We start from the raw sequence: 16,869 nt of genomic DNA on the forward strand, positions 1-16,869 counted from the left end.
GGGCAGGGCGTCCAGGGCACGGCGTCCAGGGCACTGTGCCCAGGGGCGGCGCGGGAGCGCGCCGGCCCCTCAACCGTGTCCGTCAGCTGCTGCCATCCTGCACCTAGCCCTGGGACTGCTGGAAGGACTCGGCCCCGCCCACGTATTCGGTGTGCCCCGAGGGGACGTCGGCGTTAGCCATCTTCGCAACCTCTGCGCCGAACTCTTCCACCGAGTAAAGCTTCCCGGCCTCCGCGCGGCGGGCTTCGAGGGCACCAGGGCGTGCGCGGTCCAGCAGGGTGGCCGTGACGGTGCCTTCGATCATGTCGCCGGAGACCACGACCAGCGAGATGCCCTGGGCATCCAGTTCCGGCAGCAGGTCGCGCAGCGCGTCCTCGCCGGCGCGCTTGCTCAACGCCACCGGCTCGTATTCCGGCATGGTCGGCACGGTGCGGATGAAGTGTGCCTGATGGCTGGTCACGAAGACCACCCGGGAGCCCGCCGGCATCACCTCGGCCGCCGCCTTGAGCATGTTCACCTGTGCATCGCGGTTCAGGCGGAGCGCGTAGTCCTCGCCCATGCTCGTCTCCATGCCGCCGGAGGCGTTGAGCACCAGCAGGTCCAGGCCGCCGAAGTTCTGCTGGGCGGCGTCCACCAGTGCCTGCGCACCCTCTTCCGCAGTGAGGTCGGCAGCAACGGCGACGGCGCGGCCGCCCGCTTCCTCGATCTGCGCCACGACCTTGTTGGCCCTCGGTGCCTTCTGGCGGTAGTTGACCACTACCGCTGCGCCCTCGGCGGCAAGTAACTTGGCCACCTCGGCGCCGATGCCGCGGGATGAACCCGTAACGATTGCTGCTTTGCCATCCAGTGCGCCCATGGCTACTCCTTAAGGTTTTTGGTAAGTATCTGTGGTGTTCCGGCCGCACGGTTGTAGGAAACGCTTAACCGGATAAGGCTTCGGGTTCCATCTTGCCAGCCCCCGAAGCCTTATCCGTTGTAGAAAGCCCACAAAAGGCGGGCCGCCCACCTGCCGGGCGACTTAGTGGCCCATGCCCAGTCCGCCGTCCACCGGGATCACCGCGCCGGAGATGTAGGCAGCTTCGTCGCTGGCAATCCAGCGGACCACCTTCGCCACCTCTTCGGGTTCGGCGAAGCGACCCGCCGGGATGGAAGACAGGTAGCTCTTCTGCGTGTCCTCCGGCAGCACGGCGGTCATCTCCGTGTTGACGAATCCCGGAGCCACCACGTTGGCGGTGATGTTTCGGGATCCCAGTTCGCGGGTCAGCGAACGGGCAATGCCAACCAGGCCGGCCTTGGACGCGGCATAGTTGATCTGGCCGGGCGAGCCGTAGAGCCCGACCACCGAGGAGATCAGCACCACGCGGCCCTTGCGCAGCCGGATCATCCCCTTGGAGGCACGCTTGATCACCCTGAACGCTCCGGACAGGTTGGTGTCCACCACGCTGGTGAAGTCTTCTTCGCTCATCCGCAGCAGCAACATGTCCCGTGTGACGCCGGCGTTGGCCACCAGCACCTCCACCGGGCCGTGGGCAGCCTCGACCTCGGTGAACGCGGCATCCACAGATCCGGCGTCCGTGACATCGGCCTTCACACCCAGAAGTCCTTCGGGCACGTCACCGCTGCGGTAGGTAATCGCTACCTTGTCACCGTTCGCTTCGAAGGCCCGGGCAATGGCCAAGCCAATGCCCCGGTTACCGCCGGTGACCAGCACGCTGCGGCCGGTCTGCTGTTCATTGCTCACACTTACCTCCATGAAGCTGCTGTTTTCCTAAGGAATCCTAGCCCGCAGCTCCTGCGGCAGGGGACTCGTTGCGTCGGCTTTAGACATTCCGGCCATCGTGGGAGAATTGATACAGCCCTGATGGAGTGTGATGAGCAAGCAGCCTGACGAGAAACCGGAAGTCCTGAGCATTACGGACGTTCCCGAAAGCCACACCGATGAGATGCACCGGCGCATGGTCAAATACACGCTCGCCATGGGCATCCGCTTGGCCTGTTTGCTGCTCTTCTTCTTCATCGACAGCTGGTTCCGCTGGTTCTTCGTGGCCGGCGCCGTCTTCCTGCCATGGATAGCCGTGATCATCGCCAATGGCGGGAGCGACAAGTCGCACCTGACGCACAGCACTGCCCTGCTGGACCAGGCACCGATGCCGGAGCTGGAAGCCCCCAGTGCCAAGGGCGGAGGAACCGAGGACGGCGACTTCCTGACCGGGGTGGTAATCGACGACGCCGCGCAGCCCCCGGCCACTGGCCAGGGCCCCACAACCTCCGCGCAAGAACGGCACGGCCCTGCAGACGCGGCCCCCGACGCGGACCAACCAGAAGCATCGGCGGGAGCAGGCTCGACGCCCAGCCAACCGCCGCCCGGTCCCGCAGAGCAGGACCGTCCCACGGAGCAAGACGAACATGACCAGTCGGCGGCGTTTATGGGAAGCCTGAGCCCTGTGGTCAAGCGACGCCGACGGAAGACTGCTGCATGAACCTCCTAGGTCAGCTTGGTGGCCCAGCGGCCGCCGAAACACCGATCTGCTCGCGGAAGGGTTGCCGCGGGGACGCCCAATGGCAGCTGCTGTGGAACAATCCGAGAATCCATACGCCCGAGCGCCGCAAGATCTGGCTCGCCTGCGACGGGCACCGCGAGTGGCTGCAGGACTACTTGGTACAGCGAAGCCTGTGGAAGGAAACGCTTCCCATGGAAGAACCAGCTACGCCGGAAAGCGGTGCCTGAATGTCCTATCGATTCCTGCTCAGCGGCAAGTGGCTGGGCTGGCTGCTGATCGTTGCCCTGCTTGCCGCGGTCTGCGTGATGCTGGGCAACTGGCAAATGGACCGCCGGGACCAGGCGCGCGCCACCATCACCGCTGTGGAGACCCATTACGACGCCGATCCGGTGCCGTTCAGCAAGGTTCCTAAGATTTTTGCCACTGCCGATGATTCGGTGGAATGGACCCCGGTGGTCCTCTACGGCGAGTACGACACCGCGGGCCAGCGGATTGTGCGGAACCGGCCACTGAACGGTCGGCCGGGTTACGAAGTGCTCATCCCGCTCCGCCTCAATGACGGGCCAGCCGTGATCATCAACCGCGGCTGGTTGCCGATCGGAAATAACCAGGCCGGCCATCCGGACACCATCCCCGCCGCTCCCCAAGGCAAGGTCACCGTCGTCGCACGTGTCAAGCCGGGCGAAGGGACGGTCAGCCGTGGTGCCCCCAACGGACAGCTCGCGTCCATCCAGCTGGACACCTATGCGGCCCAGCTGGACTACCCCGTTTACACCGGCAGTTACGGCTTGATGGCGTCGGAGTCCCCCGCTGCCGCCGATCGACCGGTGCAGATCCCCAAGCCCGCCATCGATGAAGGCCCACACCTGTCGTACTCCATGCAGTGGTATGCCTTCGGCGTACTCCTGTTCGTCGGCTACGGCTACGCCGCACGGCAACACGCACACCATGGCCGGTTGACCGAGGAAGAAGAGGCGCTCAGCGGCTACCACCAGGCCAATCCGGCCCCGCGTGCCGCCGCTGCCCCGAAGCGCCACCGCAATCGGCCCACCTCCGAAGAAGAGGAAGACGCGCTGCTGGACGCCCAGGGTTTCCGGACCGACGGTTCCCTGCTCAGCCGCGACGACTAGCTACTGCACGGCCTGAACCGGAATTGCTAAGGCGCGCATCGCCGACCGAGGAACGAGGGAGGTGTCTAAGCGCCGTGCAATTGCGGTTCGGCGCCGCGCCAAGACTCAGGCCAGGGTGACCAGGTCCAGGTAGTCCTCGTTCCAGAGGTCTTCCACACCGTCCGGCAGCAGCACCACGCGTTCCGGGTTGAGTGCCTCGACCGCGCCTTCATCGTGGCTGACCATGACGACGGCGCCGCTGTAGTTGCGCAGTGCGCCGAGGATTTCCGCGCGGCTGGCCGGGTCCAGGTTGTTGGTGGGCTCGTCCAGCAGCAGCACATTCGCCGATGACGCCACGATCGTGGCCAGGGCCAGCCTGGTCTTCTCGCCGCCGGAGAGCACTCCTGCCGGCTTGTTGACGTCGTCGCCGGAGAACAGGAAGGAACCGAGAATGTTCCGCACTTCGGCGTCCTGCAGGTCCGGGGCTGCCGTGCGCATGTTCTCCAGCACGGTCCGCTCCACATCCAAGGTGTCATGTTCCTGGGCGTAGTAGCCGATCTTCAGGCCGTGGCCGGGCAGCACGTCGCCGGTGTCCGGGGTGTCCACACCGGCCAGCATGCGCAGCAAGGTGGTTTTGCCCGCGCCGTTCAGTCCCAGGATCACCACGCGGGAGCCCCTGTCGATGGCCAGGTCGACGTCGGTAAAGATCTCCAGCGAACCATAGGACTTGCTCAAGCCTTCGGCAGTGAGCGGAGTCTTGCCGCACGGTGCCGGGTCGGGGAAACGCAGCGCCGCCACCTTGTCCTGCGCCCGGACCTCATCCAGGCCGCTGAGCAGGCGTTCGGCACGCTTGGCCATGTTTTGCGCCGCAACTGCCTTGGTGGCCTTGGCCCGCATCTTGTTCGCCTGGTCCATCAGGACCTGGGCCTTCTTTTCCGCGTTGGCCCGTTCGCGCTTGCGCGCGCGTTCATCGGTTTCGCGCTGCAGCAGGTAGCGCTTCCAGTTCATGTTGTAGATGTCAATGGTGGTGCGGTTGGCATCCAGGTGGAAAACCTTGTTGACGGTCGCCTCCAGCAAGCCGGTGTCGTGGCTGATCACGATCAGTCCACCCTGATGGTTTTTCAGGAACTCGCGCAGCCAGGTGATCGAATCGGCGTCAAGGTGGTTGGTTGGCTCGTCAAGCAGCATGGTTTCCGCACCGGAATACAGGATCCGTGCCAGCTCCACGCGGCGGCGCTGGCCACCTGACAATGTCCTCAGCGGCTGGTTCAGGATTCGCTCCGGCAGGGCCAGGTTGGAGGAAATGGCCGCTGCTTCGGCCTCGGCCGCGTAGCCGCCGCCGGAGATGAACTCGGCCTCCAACCGGTCATAGCGGCGCATCGCCTTGGCCTGCACATCGGCGTCGCTGCTGGCCATGTCCGACTGCGCTTCACGGAGCTTGCGGGTCACCACGTCCAGTCCGCGGACCGAGAGGATCCGGTCTCGGGCCAGCTGCTCCATGTCAGGCGTCCGGGGATCTTGTGGCAGGTAGCCGATCTCACCGTTGCGCACCACGGTACCGGAGGCAGGCAGGCCTTCACCGGCCAGAACCCGGGTAAGCGTGGTCTTGCCGGCGCCATTCCGGCCCACCAGCCCCACTTTGTCGCCCTTGTCCACACGGAAGGACACCGCCTCCATGAGCAGACGGGCTCCAGCACGCAGCTCAAGATCGTTGACGGTAATCACAGTGGAGGCCTTTCCATAGGGGCAGGGTGTGGGATGGGATGCCCGGGCACGTCCATGGGGGACGGGGGGCGGAAATCAACCTTTCCAGTCTACCGGCATCGGCAACCCGCACCCACCAGTCCGCTCCCGGCAGGCGGCACGCTCCCGGCCCGCAGCGTCGGCAGGGACCTACCTGCCCGTGTCCTGGCCGTTATCCTTGGCTCATGAGTTTTTCCCGCGGCTCCCGGCTGGATACGTCCCAGGTGCAGGACCGTCGAGGCGGCCTGGGCGGCAAGATCGCCATTGGCGGCGGCGGCCTGTTAGTGCTTATTGCCAGCCTGCTCGGCGTGCCTGCAGACGTGTTGGAGGGATTCGGGCTGGGCGGCAGCGGTCAGGAACAGCAGCAACTAGGCGGCCCGGGCCTGCAGGAGGAATGCCTCACGGGCGCCGACGCCAACGAACGCACCGATTGCCGCATCGTGGGAACCGTCAACAGTCTCAACGATTTCTGGGCCGGCTACCTCCCGCGCTACAACATGCAGTACCCCGTCCCGCAGACCGTCCTGTTCGACGGCGGTGTCAGCACCGGCTGCGGCAGGGCGAGCAGCGCCGTGGGCCCGTTTTACTGCCCGAGAGACCAGACCGCATACTTCGACACCTCTTTCTTCGCCGAGCTGACCAGCCGGTTTGGCGCAAGCGGCGGACCGTTGGCGGAGGAGTATGTGGTGGCGCATGAGTTCGGACACCATATCCAGAACCTGACCGGGGCCATCGATTACTCCCGGCAGGATCCGCAGGGCCCGGAATCCGGTGCGGTACGGGTGGAACTTCAGGCAGATTGCTATGCCGGTGTCTGGGCAGCGAATGCGACCGAGCAGATCGACGAGCGGACCGGGGAACCGTTCATGCAACCGCTAACGGAGCAAGACCTGCGGGACGCTCTTTCCGCCGCCAGCGCCGTGGGCGACGACCGCATCCAGCAGTCTGCCACCGGGCAGGTCAACCCGCACACTTGGACGCACGGCTCCAGCGAGCAGCGCCAGCGTTGGTTCCTGCAGGGCTACCAGACCGGCGATGCCGGACGCTGCGATACGTTCTCCGCGGCGGACCTCGACCGACCCGCCTGACGCCAGAGGCTAGAGGTCCCGCGGGTCCAATGGATCGGACTCATGGGTGCCTTCCGCGAACGGCAATCCGTCCGAGCGCTTTCCCGCGGCGGAGTCAGCCGGTCCGAAGCCCGGAAGATAGCCGTCGGGCTCACGTCCCATGGTTGAGTCCAGCAACAGGAAAACCATGGTGGCTCCCAGCCACAGCAGGATCAGGCCAATGCCCATCATCAGCAGCTGCCCCGCGGGCGGTACCGGGCCGATGGCATAGGGTAACCAGCCGGTGACGGCTCCTCTGAGGCCCGTCCACAGCAGCCAGAAACCCGGGAAGACCAGACCGAGGGTCACTGCGCCGGTACTGATGCGGGGACGGGGACCAAAGATCAGCCAGCCGGTTACCACCACCACCGGCAGCGCATAGAGCAGGAGCCGGTCCGCCATCACCCCCGCTACAGTCATTTCCGCAGTGTCGGGCAGTCCGCGGAACGGGGTGAACTGGGCCAGGAAGACCAGCAGCATGGCTGCCAGCGTGGCCGTCCGGGCCGCCCGCCAGAGCCGTCCGCCGGCCATGGTCGAGTCCATCAGCAGGGTCAGGCTCACCACGAAGACCAGCAGTGCCGCCTGGACCCCGGGCGCGCTGGCAAAGTTCCACCAGGAGTGCGCCGCCGCGGCGGCGTACCCGGGCGCTGCCGGCACAGCCGTGATTCCGAGGGCGATGCCGACCACGGCCAGCAGTGCCGTCAGCCCGTGGAAGGCCGCGGCAACATGGACCTCGTCATAGCGCCCGCGCTCCCGCGCCTTCCCCACCGTGGATACTCCCATATGCCGATCCTAACGCTGCTACCGGAGCGCAGACAGAGGCGGACCGGCCACCCGAAGGTGACCGGTCCGCCGTCGTCAATTCACACAGTGGTCAGATGTTGAAGCCCAGCGCGCGCATCTGGTCTCGGCCGTCGTCGGTGATCCGTTCCGGACCCCACGGCGGCATCCAGACCCAGTTGAGGCGCCACTCGTCGACAACGCCGTCCAGCGCCTTGCCGGTTTGCTCTTCGAGAACGTCGGTGAGCGGGCAGGCGGCGGTGGTCAGCGTCATGTCGATCAGCAGGGCGCCGTCCTCGGCGTACTTCAGCCCGTACAACAGGCCGAGGTCCACGATGTTGACGCCCAGCTCAGGGTCGATGACGTCCTTGAGCGCTTCTTCGACGTCCTCCAAAGACGTCTGCGGGGCATTGACTTCAGTCATAATTAGGCCTTTGCTGCGGTCAGGTAGCGGTCGTAGCCCTCTTCTTCCAGCCGGTCGGCCAGTTCGGGGCCGCCCTCTTCGGCGATGTGGCCGTCGACGAAGACGTGCACGAAGTTGGGCTTAATGTAGCGCAGGATCCGCGTGTAGTGGGTGATCAGCAGGGTGCCCATGGCGCCTTCGGCGTGCACCCGGTTGTGGCCTTCGGAGACCACCTTGAGCGCGTCTACGTCGAGACCGGAGTCGGTCTCGTCCATGATGGCGAACTTGGGCTTGAACAGTTCAAGCTGCAGGATCTCCACGCGCTTCTTCTCGCCGCCGGAGAAGCCTTCGTTGACGTTGCGCTGGGCGAAGTCGGCGTCGATGCGCAGCTGGCTCATCGCTTCCTTGACGTCCTTGGTCCAGTGACGCAGGCTCGGGGCCTCGCCATCGAGGGCGGTCTTGGCGGTGCGCAGGAAGTTGGTCATGGTCACGCCGGGTACCTCAACCGGGTACTGCATGGCCAGGAACAGTCCGGCGCGGGCACGCTCGTCCACGCTCATGGACAGCACGTCTTCGCCGTCAAGGGTGATGGAGCCGGAGTCCACGGTGTAGCGGGGGTGCCCGGCGATGGTGGAAGCCAGGGTGGACTTGCCGGAGCCGTTCGGGCCCATGATGGCGTGGATTTCGCCGGTGTTGATCGTCAGGGACACGCCCTTGAGGATCTCCTTGCTGCCCTGCTCAGTCTCGATGCTGACGTGCAGGTCCTTGATTTCAAGAGTAGACATTTGTCTGCTTTCTCCTTTGCGCCCGGTGGGGGCGGGCGTAAGTTCGCGTGTTGAAGTTTTTAGTTGAGGTCCGGAGCAGGCGCCCCGTTGAGGACGTTGGTGACGTCCACGTAGACGCTGTCGCCGTCGAGCGTCAGCGCGAAGACCGGGACGGGTTCGAACGCCGGCAGGCTCAGCGGCTCGCCGGTGCGCAGGTCGAACTGGGAGCCGTGGCCCCAGCATTCGATCGTGCTGCCTTCGACGTCGCCTTCGGAGAGTGAGACGTCCGCGTGCGAACAGGTGTCCCCGATGGCATGCAGTTCGCCTTCGGAGTCCCTGACGATGGCTACCGGATAGTCATCGACCAGGATGCGCACTGCCTGATTGACGTGTACGTCGGAGGCCTTGCATACCAGTTCGCCGCGCGGAGTTTCGCTCATTAGAGGTTGCCCGCCGCGAGTTCGCGTTCCAGCGATGCGTTGAGGCGCTCTTCTAGGGCGGGAACCCGGATCTGCTGGATGATCTCATGGAGGAAACCGCGGACCACCAGGCGGCGGGCGACGTCCTCGGGGATGCCGCGTGCCATCAGGTAGAACAGGTGCTCGTCGTCGAAGCGGCCGGTGGTGCTGGCGTGGCCGGCACCCGCGATCAATCCGGTTTCGATCTCGAGGTTCGGCACCGAATCGGCGCGCGCTCCGTCGGTCAGCACCAGGTTCCGGTTGGCTTCATAGCTGTCGGTGCCTTCGGCTTCCTTGCGGATCAGCACGTCGCCCACCCAGACGGTGTGCGCGTTCTTACCCTGCAGGGCTCCCTTGTACAGCACGCGGGACTTGCAGTTGGCCACCGCGTGATCCACGAACAGCCGGTGCTCAAGGTGCTGTCCGGCGTCGGCGAAGTAGAGGCCGAACATTTCCACGTCGCCGCCGGTGGCGGTGAAGCGGGTGGACGGCGTCACGCGGACCAGATCGCCGCCGAGGCTGACGGTCACGTGCTTGAACTTCGCGTCGCGGCCCACGCGGGTTTGCTGCGAGGAGGCGTGAACGGCATCATCGGCCCATTCCTGCACCGAGACAACGGTGAGGTCCGCGCCGTCCTGCACGTCGATTTCCACGTTCTGGGAGACGGTTGCGCTGCCCTTGTGGTCCAGCACGACGACGGCCTTGGAGAACTTCTCGGCCACGATGACCAGGTGCTGGGCGGACAGTTCGGTGCTGGTGCCCTCAATCACGACGGCGACCCCGGTGTCCAGCTGCGCCTCGGCCGGGATGGTCACCACGGTGGCCTCCTTGAAGGCCTCCCAGGCGGCTGCCGAAACGCGGTCCTCGGGAATGCCGGCAACGCCGATGCGAGCATCGTCGCGGCCAACGGTTTCAACGACGACGCCGGCGGGAAGCTCGGTGCCTTCCGGCCCGCTGACGGTGACCGCCGGGGCGGTTCCGACCAGCGCGTCGCTCTGCAGGCCGCGCAGTCGCTTGAGCGGGGTGAACCGCCAGTCTTCCTCGCGCCCGGTCAGCGGACCGAAGTCGTCCGCGTTGTAGGAGGTCAGGCGGCCGGCACGGGAGCTGTCCGGAACCCCGACGCCGCCGCCATGGCTGTGGCTCTTGGCGCTGGCGCCCGCCAGCGGACCCGCCGCGGCGTTGGCCGGGGAGAGGTTTTCGCCCTCTTCGGTGAATCCGTCGATGGCCGGAGCACCGATACGTGCCTTCTCAGTGATCTCAGTCATTAACCTACGGACCCTTCCATCTGCAGTTCGATCAAGCGGTTCAGCTCAAGTGCGTATTCCATCGGCAGCTCACGGGCGATCGGCTCGATGAAGCCGCGCACGATCATGGCCATCGCCTCGTCCTCGGCCAGGCCGCGGGACATCAGGTAGAACAGCTGCTCTTCGCTGACGCGGGACACGGTTGCTTCGTGGCCCATGGTGACATCGTCTTCACGAACGTCAATGTACGGGTAGGTGTCCGAGCGCGAGATCGTGTCCACCAGCAGGGCGTCGCACACCACGGAGTTCTTGGTGTTCTTCGCGCCCTCGCGGACCTGGACCAGCCCACGGTAGGCCGAACGGCCGCCGCCGCGGGCCACCGACTTGGCCACGATGGCACTCGACGTGTTCGGGGCAATGTGGACCATCTTGGAGCCGGTGTCCTGGTGCTGGCCCTCGCCGGCGAAGGCAATGGACAGGGTCTCGCCCTTGGCGTGCTCGCCGGTCAGGTAGACGGCCGGGTACTTCATGGTCACCTTGGAGCCGATGTTGCCGTCGATCCACTCCATGGTGGCGCCTTCGTGCGCAATGGCGCGCTTGGTCACCAGGTTGTACACGTTGTTCGACCAGTTCTGGATCGTCGTGTAGCGGACGCGGGCGCCCTTCTTCACAATGATTTCGACGACGGCGGAGTGCAGCGAGTCCGAGGTGTAGATCGGTGCGGTGCAGCCTTCGATGTAATGCACGTAGGAGTCTTCGTCGGCGATGATCAGGGTCCGCTCAAACTGGCCCATGTTCTCCGTGTTGATGCGGAAGTAGGCCTGCAGCGGGATCTCGACGTGGACGCCCTTGGGCACGTAGACGAAGGAGCCGCCGGACCAGACGGCGGTGTTCAGCGAAGCGAACTTGTTGTCGCCCACCGGGATGACCGATCCGAAGTACTCCTGGAAGATCTCCGGATGTTCCTTCAAGCCGGTGTCGGTGTCCAGGAAGATCACACCCTGGGCCTCAAGGTCTTCGCGGAGCTGGTGGTAGACCACCTCGGACTCGTACTGGGCGGCGACGCCGGAAACCAAACGTTCACGCTCGGCCTCAGGGATACCGAGCTTTTCGTAGGTGACCCGGATGTCCTCGGGCAGGTCCTCCCACGTCTTGGCCTGCTTCTCCGTGGAACGGACAAAGTACTTGATGTTGTCGAAGTCGATGCCGGACAGGTCCGCACCCCAAGTGGGCATCGGCTTGCGGTCAAAGTACTTCAGGCCCTTCAGGCGCAGGTCCAGCATCCACTGGGGCTCGTCCTTCTTGGCAGAGATGTCGCGGACGACTTCTTCATTCAGCCCGCGGCGCGCGTTGGCGCCGGCGGTGTCGGCATCTGACCAGCCGTACTCGTAAGTGCCGATGCCATGCAGCTCGGGGTTTTTTTCCAGAATTTCGGAAATGGTGGTGTCGGCTACATCGGTCGTCCCGACCGCGTTCCTCATACTCTGATCCACTTGGTCCGTCATCACGGCCTCTCTTGCAGATTGATGGATACTCGTCTGGTTCCTGTCGCCGGTTCGACGTGTCGAACCGCAGACCTTGTTCGGCCCACGGGGATGTGGGTCGTACAAACATGTCCCCCGCCGGCCAGAGTGGATAGTCGCCTGACATCCACCCCGAGCAGCCGGGAAAAAACTTCAGTTTCGCTGTCGCAGAAATCGGGGAAGTCCGCTGCCAGTTGCTGCACCGGGCAGTGACCCTGGCAGAGCTGGACGGACAGCATGGTGCTGTGCGGCGCCTTGGATCCGACCACCGTGGTGGATCCAACGAAACCGTCTGCGCTCAGCGCCTCCGCCAGCGCCTTGGCTCGCTCTTCGATCTCGGGCCCCGCTGCCTCCACGATCGGGCGGTAGCGCTCCTCCATGTCCCGGTACCGGTTCCGGGCAAATTCTGCGACCGCTTCGCTGCCGGCAGCCTCGCTCAGGGCCGCCAACGCCGTGCGGGCAATATCCAAATAGTCATCGCCCAGCCTGGTCTGGCCCTGCCTGCTGAGCACGTACTTTCGGGCGGGACGTCCGGCGCCGGTGGAAGAATTTGCCGTGAGCTTGACCTCGATCAAGCCCTTGCGGGACAGCGCGTCCAGATGTCGACGCACGGCCGCGGGCGTGAAGCCAAGGATGCTGCCGAGACCGGCCGCGCTGACGGGACCGTGTTCCAAAACAGCATTCAAAACCCGGTCCCGGGTCCGCTCCTCGGACTCGGGCGCCTGGGCACGCAAAGAAGCACTACTGGTCATGGAATACACAACATAATCATGACGTATTCTATTCCGGCCCACCAGTAAGGCAGGCCTTAGCATGGGGCCCTGCCTTAGCATGGGTCGCTCTACGTCCCGTAGAATGTTCGGGTGCCTACCTCCGAACCCTGCCTCGACATCCAGGGACTCGTGAAAGATCTGGGGCCGGTCGAAGCTCTGGATAACAAGATGGTCCGCGTCATCGACGGGGTCCATCTACGCGCCTACCCCGGGCAGGTTACCGCACTTCTCGGACCGAACGGTGCCGGCAAAACCACTACCTTAGCTTGCGCGCAGGGTCTGATGCCTCCCAACGGCGGGACCGTCCGGCTACTCGGCCAAAATCCTTACCAGGCGGGAGCAGAGCTGCGGAGCCGCGTGGGAGTCATGCTCCAAGAAGGCGGACTTCCGCAGGCCATCCGGCCGCTGGCGCTGCTGCAGCACGTCGCGGGAATGTATCAGAACCCGCGCAGCGTGGACGAGCTGGCGGAACGGCTCGGCATTCAGGGCTTCGCCAACACGCCCATCCGCCGACTGTCCGGTGGAGAGAAGCAACGAGTAGCACTGGCGGCCGCACTGGTGGGCGATCCTGAAGTCCTCTTCCTCGACGAGCCAAGCGCGGGGCTGGATCCACAGTCCCGGGCCGTGGTGTTCGATCTGATCCAAGAGCTGCGCGCCGAGGGCCTGGGCATCATCCTCACCACGCACCTGATGGACGACGCGCAGCGGCTGGCTGACTATGTCTTCATCATCGACGCCGGCCGGACCGTGGTGCACGGCACTGTCGCGGAACTGACCGCGGCCACGGATGAAAGCTCCGGCGTCGAACGTTTGCTCACCTTTGACGCTCCCCCGGGACTGTCGCTCGACCTGCCCAAGCCGTTCACCGCCGTCGAAAATGTTCCCGGGCGCTACTCAGTGGCCGGCCAACTGACCCCCGCAGTGCTTGCCGCGTTGGCCGCGGAATGGGCAGCCCACAATGTCATGCCGGCGTCCATCCACATGGCGCCGCGCTCGCTCGAGGACGTCTTCCTCGATATCTCCGGGAAGGATCTGCGATGAGCGCACCCGCCGCCTTGATCCGCCGGATCGCCCTTCAGGGCCGCTACGAGACGATGGGCATGCTGCGCAACGGCGAACAGTTGCTGATTGCCATCATCCTGCCGCTGCTGGCGCTCATCGGCCTGACCGTCACGCCGCTACTCGACACGTACACGGACGACCGGATTGCCATGGCAGCCCCGGGCGTGCTGGCCTTGTGCACCGTCTCCACGGCGCTGACCGGCCAAGGGATTGCCACCGGTTTTGACCGCCGATACGGTGTCCTGCGGTTCCTGTCCACTACTCCACTGGGGCAGAGCGGGCTGATCCTCGGGAAGATCATTGCGGTACTCGCCATCATGGTCATCCAAGTTGTGGTTGTGGGCGGAACTGCCCTGTTCCTCGGCTGGCAGCCAGCGCTGGGCGGCCTGCTGCCGGCGGCTGCGCAGCTGGTGCTGGGCGCCGCGGCCTTCACTTCGCTTGGCCTGCTGATCGCCGGCACGGTCCGGCCGGAAGCCACGCTGGCCATCACCAACCTGCTCTGGGTGCTGCTGGCTGCTGCCGGCGGTATCCTCTTCCCGGTGGCCAGCTGGCCCGACGTTTTCGAGCCCGCCGCCCACCTTTTGCCTTCGACCGCGCTGGGCGACGCGCTGCGCAGCGCACTGATCGACGCGCAGTTCAATCTCACCGCATCCATCGTGCTGCTGGTCTGGACCGTAGTGGCCAGCCTTGCCGCCATCCGCTGGTTCAAATGGAGCTAAGTCAATGACCACCGCCACTCCCAAGTCCCACGAACTCCTGGATCGGCTGCCGACCTCCGTCAACCGCACCGTTCATGGTCTGGCCATCGCCTCGCTGGTATCGCAGATCGGCATCATCATCACCGGCGGCGCCGTGCGGCTGACCAAGTCAGGCCTCGGCTGCTCCCAGTGGCCCAACTGCGTGCCCGGCTCCATGACCCCGACGCCGGAAATGGGCATCCACGGGCTGATTGAATTCGGCAACCGCACCCTGACTTTCATCCTGGCCATCATCGCAGTGGCCATGCTGGTCTCGCTGTGGCGCATGCGCCGGCAGCATCGCACCCTGTTCGGCCTGGCCGTGGGACTGCTCTGCGTGATCCCGGTGCAGGCCCTGATCGGCGGCATCACTGTGTGGACCGGCCTGAACCCGTGGGTGGTCAGCCTGCACTTCCTGGCCTCGGCCTCGCTCGTGGCGGTGGCCACCCTGCTGGTCAACCGGACGGGAATGTATTTGCGCGGTGGAACCGCTGTAGCTGTGGCCCCGGTCCCGAGCATCCAACGCACGCTGGGCTGGACCATCGCCGCTGCCTCCGCCGCCTCCATCGTGTTGGGCACCATCGTTACCGGCACCGGTCCCCACGCCGGTGACGCCAGCGCCCCGCGCCATGACTTCAACGCAGACCTCGTCACCCGAATCCACGTGGTCCCGGTCTACCTGCTGGTCGCCGCTACCGTGCTGGCGCTGGTGCTCGCCTACCGCCACGCAACCTCACACCAACTGCGCGCCGGCCTGTGGTGGCTGGCCGCGGTGATTGTGCTCCAAGGCGGCATTGGCTACCTGCAGCACTTCACCGGCCTGCCTATCGGCCTGGTGCTGCTGCATATGCTCGGCTCGGCGCTGCTGACCGTTGCTGCGACGAACGTTTGGGACCGTTCGACCGGCAAGTTCCCGCTCTAGCCCTTAGTAGGCGAACGAGTCGACAAGGTGCGGACAACTGGTCGGGTCGACAAGCGTGACACTCTATCGTCGCCATGACCACGATGGATCAGTAGCACAGTACTGGCTGGCAGGCTAAGCGGGCCCAGGAAGCCCGTGATCCCATAAATTGACATCGGCGAGCTCCGCGGGCCCGTCATGGTGACCTGACGGGCAGCAGCCGCGGCACAGGTACCTGCTGGAACGGATCTGAATACCGCGGCGGAACACGACCCGACATCCCTAGGGGCCTCGGCTAAGGGCCTCGGCGCCCGCTGACCTCATTGGGGCGGTGAAGTGTTTTATCTAATCGCTGAACCGGTTGTCTTTCCTCTGCCCCTTGCACCCCTTTACCTGTAGGTGATATCCCGGTCGCAATCCCATCTCAGGATAATACTGCTGGAAAGTCGAGTGAGGTCATGACTGGTGAAACCAAAAACAGATGGGGCGTGATTGCAGGTCTTCTGCTGGCAATGGCCCTGGGATTATCCGGTTGCGGAGGTTCCGGTGATTCCGGCTCTTCGACCGCCAACCAGGGCGGGGCGGACTCCGCAGAAATAGGATCCGGAGCGGACGGGGGTGATACCCCTATCGAGGGGCCCGGTGTGCAGACACTCGGCGATTATTCGCAATACGGGCACACCCCGCCCGCGGAAGTATCAGGGAATGATGCTTCTGGTGCAGGCCAGGCCGGGAACGGCACGACCGCCATCACCTCGGAAGAGTTGGCCGATATTCAGACAGCCCAGGCGATCACGGATCAGTTCTGGCGCACGCATTGGAGTGAACTGTTTACTGGGACATACACGCCGCCGACGGTCGTGGGACTATACGATGGCAGAGACCCAAGCAACGCACCCACTTGCGCGGGCGAGCCTCTTCAGCCGGGCAACGCCTTCTATTGCATTCCAGAGGATTACGTGGCCTGGGACGCTTCGCTGATGGAGCGCGGATTCCAATTCGGCGACGCTTGGCCTTACTTGGTCATCGCTCACGAATGGAGCCATGCAATCGCGAACCGGCTCGACCCCAGCCTCCGGTCTCAGGCCTATGAGCTGCAGGCTGACTGCTTGGCGGGCGCGACCCTGTATGGGGCGGCTGCAGACGGAACTCTTATTTTTGAACAAGGTGACCAGGACGAACTGGTTACTGCGCTGAGTTCGCTCGGCGGAAACACCCCGTGGACGAACCCGCAGGACCACGGCGTCTCCTCCCAACGGGTTGCGAACTTCAATGTCGGACGCACAGGCGGCGTGCTGGCATGCCTACCGTCACAACAATAAAAAGATCTGGCCAACCGGTCTGACCTCTCTCAGGTCGTTTGATTTCAGAAGGGTGGCGGGTCCTGCTGCTGGTCCGGTGACGGCGGTGGGTCCTGCTGGGTGGTGAGCGGTTCGATCTGCTGCCGTTGGGTCTCGGGGAGGGCGGCGGCGACGGCGGGCGGGTAGTGCGGTTGGCCGGGAGGGTCGTTGTCTTCGCCGGGCCGGTCGGTGTAGGTCCGGCCAGCCGGGGTGGTCACTTCGAACACCCCGGGTGCGGGCTGTTTCATGGACCAGCCCGCGTTGGTTTTCAGCCGGTGGTGGGTCTCGCACGGCGGGCCGAGGTTCCCGGCGTCGGTTGCGCCCTGAGCGCCGTCGGCGCGGAAGGCCTGGGTGTGGTCGATCTGGCAGGCCTTGCCGTGTTTGCGGCAGCCGGCGAACGGACACACCTCGTCCCGTTTCTGCAC

Annotated in this window: 19 protein-coding genes; 8 read left to right on the forward strand and 11 right to left on the reverse strand. The window is 65.0% G+C overall.

The genetic code is table 11. The features are described from left to right. Nucleotides 1–103: 103 nt before the first annotated feature. Nucleotides 104–856, reverse strand: a complete 753-nt coding sequence (locus AC5RW2_RS05150; RefSeq protein WP_493962018.1) for an SDR family oxidoreductase — start codon at nt 854–856, stop codon at nt 104–106. A gap of 162 nt (nt 857–1,018) precedes the next feature. Next, entirely contained in the window at nt 1,019–1,753 is a 735-nt protein-coding gene (locus AC5RW2_RS05155; protein WP_493950431.1) for a beta-ketoacyl-ACP reductase, read from the reverse strand. Nucleotides 1,754–1,871: 118 nt separating this feature from the next. Here AC5RW2_RS05155 and AC5RW2_RS05160 point away from each other — a divergent pair, with 118 nt between their 5' ends. Genes AC5RW2_RS05160 through AC5RW2_RS05170 form a run of 3 tightly spaced genes read left to right on the forward strand, consistent with a single transcriptional unit; the run spans nt 1,872 to nt 3,631 of the window. Further along, nucleotides 1,872–2,480 carry a DUF3099 domain-containing protein gene (locus tag AC5RW2_RS05160; protein ID WP_493962017.1) on the forward strand — a complete coding sequence of 203 codons (609 nt, stop codon included), beginning with the start codon at nt 1,872–1,874 and terminating at the stop codon, nt 2,478–2,480. Beyond that, nucleotides 2,477–2,728, forward strand: a complete 252-nt coding sequence (locus AC5RW2_RS05165) for a hypothetical protein (RefSeq protein ID WP_493962016.1) — start codon at nt 2,477–2,479, stop codon at nt 2,726–2,728. The genes AC5RW2_RS05160 and AC5RW2_RS05165 overlap by 4 nt, the downstream gene beginning before the upstream one ends. Further along, on the forward strand, nt 2,729–3,631 hold the full coding sequence (locus tag AC5RW2_RS05170) for an SURF1 family cytochrome oxidase biogenesis protein (protein WP_493962015.1): 903 nt from the start codon (nt 2,729–2,731) through the stop codon (nt 3,629–3,631). A gap of 105 nt (nt 3,632–3,736) precedes the next feature. Here AC5RW2_RS05170 and AC5RW2_RS05175 read toward each other — a convergent pair whose 3' ends face one another. Then, entirely contained in the window at nt 3,737–5,335 is a 1,599-nt protein-coding gene (locus AC5RW2_RS05175) for an ABC-F family ATP-binding cassette domain-containing protein (protein WP_493950428.1), read from the reverse strand. A gap of 203 nt (nt 5,336–5,538) precedes the next feature. Here AC5RW2_RS05175 and ypfJ point away from each other — a divergent pair, with 203 nt between their 5' ends. Beyond that, nucleotides 5,539–6,441 (forward strand): KPN_02809 family neutral zinc metallopeptidase, encoded by a 903-nt coding sequence (ypfJ, locus tag AC5RW2_RS05180; RefSeq protein WP_493962014.1) that lies wholly within the window; start codon nt 5,539–5,541, stop codon nt 6,439–6,441. A 9-nt stretch (nt 6,442–6,450) separates the two neighbouring features. Here ypfJ and AC5RW2_RS05185 read toward each other — a convergent pair whose 3' ends face one another. The 7 genes from AC5RW2_RS05185 to AC5RW2_RS05215 form a co-directional block, all read right to left on the reverse strand. Beyond that, the gene (locus tag AC5RW2_RS05185) at nt 6,451–7,242 is read right to left on the reverse strand and encodes a Pr6Pr family membrane protein (protein ID WP_493950426.1); all 792 of its coding nucleotides are present in this window, start codon (nt 7,240–7,242) and stop codon (nt 6,451–6,453) included. Nucleotides 7,243–7,333: 91 nt separating this feature from the next. After that, nucleotides 7,334–7,663 carry a metal-sulfur cluster assembly factor gene (locus tag AC5RW2_RS05190; protein WP_493939110.1) on the reverse strand — a complete coding sequence of 110 codons (330 nt, stop codon included), beginning with the start codon at nt 7,661–7,663 and terminating at the stop codon, nt 7,334–7,336. A 2-nt stretch (nt 7,664–7,665) separates the two neighbouring features. After that, on the reverse strand, nt 7,666–8,427 hold the full coding sequence (gene sufC, locus AC5RW2_RS05195) for a Fe-S cluster assembly ATPase SufC (RefSeq protein ID WP_493950425.1): 762 nt from the start codon (nt 8,425–8,427) through the stop codon (nt 7,666–7,668). Between the two features lie 59 nt (nt 8,428–8,486). Further along, the gene (locus AC5RW2_RS05200) at nt 8,487–8,846 is read right to left on the reverse strand and encodes a non-heme iron oxygenase ferredoxin subunit (RefSeq protein WP_493950424.1); all 360 of its coding nucleotides are present in this window, start codon (nt 8,844–8,846) and stop codon (nt 8,487–8,489) included. Further along, nucleotides 8,846–10,129: a Fe-S cluster assembly protein SufD gene (sufD, locus tag AC5RW2_RS05205; protein WP_493962013.1), complete on the reverse strand. Its 1,284-nt coding sequence runs from the start codon at nt 10,127–10,129 to the stop codon at nt 8,846–8,848. The genes AC5RW2_RS05200 and sufD overlap by 1 nt, the downstream gene beginning before the upstream one ends. Continuing rightward, a complete protein-coding gene (gene sufB / locus AC5RW2_RS05210; protein WP_493950422.1) occupies nt 10,129–11,613 on the reverse strand; it encodes a Fe-S cluster assembly protein SufB in 1,485 nt (494 codons plus the stop codon). The genes sufD and sufB overlap by 1 nt, the downstream gene beginning before the upstream one ends. Then, nucleotides 11,613–12,383 carry a helix-turn-helix transcriptional regulator gene (locus tag AC5RW2_RS05215; RefSeq protein ID WP_493962012.1) on the reverse strand — a complete coding sequence of 257 codons (771 nt, stop codon included), beginning with the start codon at nt 12,381–12,383 and terminating at the stop codon, nt 11,613–11,615. Before AC5RW2_RS05215 ends, sufB begins: the two co-directional genes overlap by 1 nt. A 111-nt stretch (nt 12,384–12,494) precedes the next feature. Here AC5RW2_RS05215 and AC5RW2_RS05220 point away from each other — a divergent pair, with 111 nt between their 5' ends. The 4 genes from AC5RW2_RS05220 to AC5RW2_RS05235 all read left to right on the forward strand — a co-directional run bounded on the left by AC5RW2_RS05220 (nt 12,495) and on the right by AC5RW2_RS05235 (nt 16,426). Further along, nucleotides 12,495–13,445: an ABC transporter ATP-binding protein gene (locus AC5RW2_RS05220; RefSeq protein WP_493950420.1), complete on the forward strand. Its 951-nt coding sequence runs from the start codon at nt 12,495–12,497 to the stop codon at nt 13,443–13,445. Beyond that, nucleotides 13,442–14,185 (forward strand): ABC transporter permease, encoded by a 744-nt coding sequence (locus AC5RW2_RS05225; RefSeq protein WP_493962011.1) that lies wholly within the window; start codon nt 13,442–13,444, stop codon nt 14,183–14,185. The genes AC5RW2_RS05220 and AC5RW2_RS05225 overlap by 4 nt, the downstream gene beginning before the upstream one ends. A 4-nt stretch (nt 14,186–14,189) precedes the next feature. After that, the gene (locus AC5RW2_RS05230) at nt 14,190–15,125 is read left to right on the forward strand and encodes a COX15/CtaA family protein (RefSeq protein ID WP_493950418.1); all 936 of its coding nucleotides are present in this window, start codon (nt 14,190–14,192) and stop codon (nt 15,123–15,125) included. A gap of 437 nt (nt 15,126–15,562) precedes the next feature. Further along, the gene (locus AC5RW2_RS05235) at nt 15,563–16,426 is read left to right on the forward strand and encodes a neutral zinc metallopeptidase (protein ID WP_493962010.1); all 864 of its coding nucleotides are present in this window, start codon (nt 15,563–15,565) and stop codon (nt 16,424–16,426) included. A gap of 44 nt (nt 16,427–16,470) precedes the next feature. On the opposite strand, the gene AC5RW2_RS05240 is transcribed toward AC5RW2_RS05235, so the two are convergent. Further along, the coding region (locus AC5RW2_RS05240) for an HNH endonuclease signature motif containing protein (RefSeq protein WP_494073705.1) at nt 16,471–16,869 on the reverse strand (399 nt) is incomplete at its 5' end.

It is taken from the genome of Arthrobacter sp. B0316-1-20, from assembly GCF_059091865.1.

Excerpts from the sequence above, each read along its gene's own strand:
- AC5RW2_RS05150 (WP_493962018.1), bottom strand. The coding sequence starts at position 856 with ATGGGCGCACTGGATGGCAAAGCAGCAATCGTTACGGGTTCATCCCGC.
- AC5RW2_RS05155 (WP_493950431.1), bottom strand. The coding sequence starts at position 1,753 with ATGGAGGTAAGTGTGAGCAATGAACAGCAGACCGGCCGCAGCGTGCTG.
- AC5RW2_RS05160 (WP_493962017.1), top strand. The coding sequence starts at position 1,872 with ATGAGCAAGCAGCCTGACGAGAAACCGGAAGTCCTGAGCATTACGGAC.
- AC5RW2_RS05165 (WP_493962016.1), top strand. The coding sequence starts at position 2,477 with ATGAACCTCCTAGGTCAGCTTGGTGGCCCAGCGGCCGCCGAAACACCG.
- AC5RW2_RS05170 (WP_493962015.1), top strand. The coding sequence starts at position 2,729 with ATGTCCTATCGATTCCTGCTCAGCGGCAAGTGGCTGGGCTGGCTGCTG.
- ypfJ (WP_493962014.1), top strand. The coding sequence starts at position 5,539 with ATGAGTTTTTCCCGCGGCTCCCGGCTGGATACGTCCCAGGTGCAGGAC.
- AC5RW2_RS05185 (WP_493950426.1), bottom strand. The coding sequence starts at position 7,242 with ATGGGAGTATCCACGGTGGGGAAGGCGCGGGAGCGCGGGCGCTATGAC.
- AC5RW2_RS05190 (WP_493939110.1), bottom strand. The coding sequence starts at position 7,663 with ATGACTGAAGTCAATGCCCCGCAGACGTCTTTGGAGGACGTCGAAGAA.
- sufC (WP_493950425.1), bottom strand. The coding sequence starts at position 8,427 with ATGTCTACTCTTGAAATCAAGGACCTGCACGTCAGCATCGAGACTGAG.
- AC5RW2_RS05200 (WP_493950424.1), bottom strand. The coding sequence starts at position 8,846 with ATGAGCGAAACTCCGCGCGGCGAACTGGTATGCAAGGCCTCCGACGTA.
- sufD (WP_493962013.1), bottom strand. The coding sequence starts at position 10,129 with ATGACTGAGATCACTGAGAAGGCACGTATCGGTGCTCCGGCCATCGAC.
- sufB (WP_493950422.1), bottom strand. The coding sequence starts at position 11,613 with ATGACGGACCAAGTGGATCAGAGTATGAGGAACGCGGTCGGGACGACC.
- AC5RW2_RS05215 (WP_493962012.1), bottom strand. The coding sequence starts at position 12,383 with ATGACCAGTAGTGCTTCTTTGCGTGCCCAGGCGCCCGAGTCCGAGGAG.
- AC5RW2_RS05225 (WP_493962011.1), top strand. The coding sequence starts at position 13,442 with ATGAGCGCACCCGCCGCCTTGATCCGCCGGATCGCCCTTCAGGGCCGC.
- AC5RW2_RS05230 (WP_493950418.1), top strand. The coding sequence starts at position 14,190 with ATGACCACCGCCACTCCCAAGTCCCACGAACTCCTGGATCGGCTGCCG.
- AC5RW2_RS05235 (WP_493962010.1), top strand. The coding sequence starts at position 15,563 with ATGACTGGTGAAACCAAAAACAGATGGGGCGTGATTGCAGGTCTTCTG.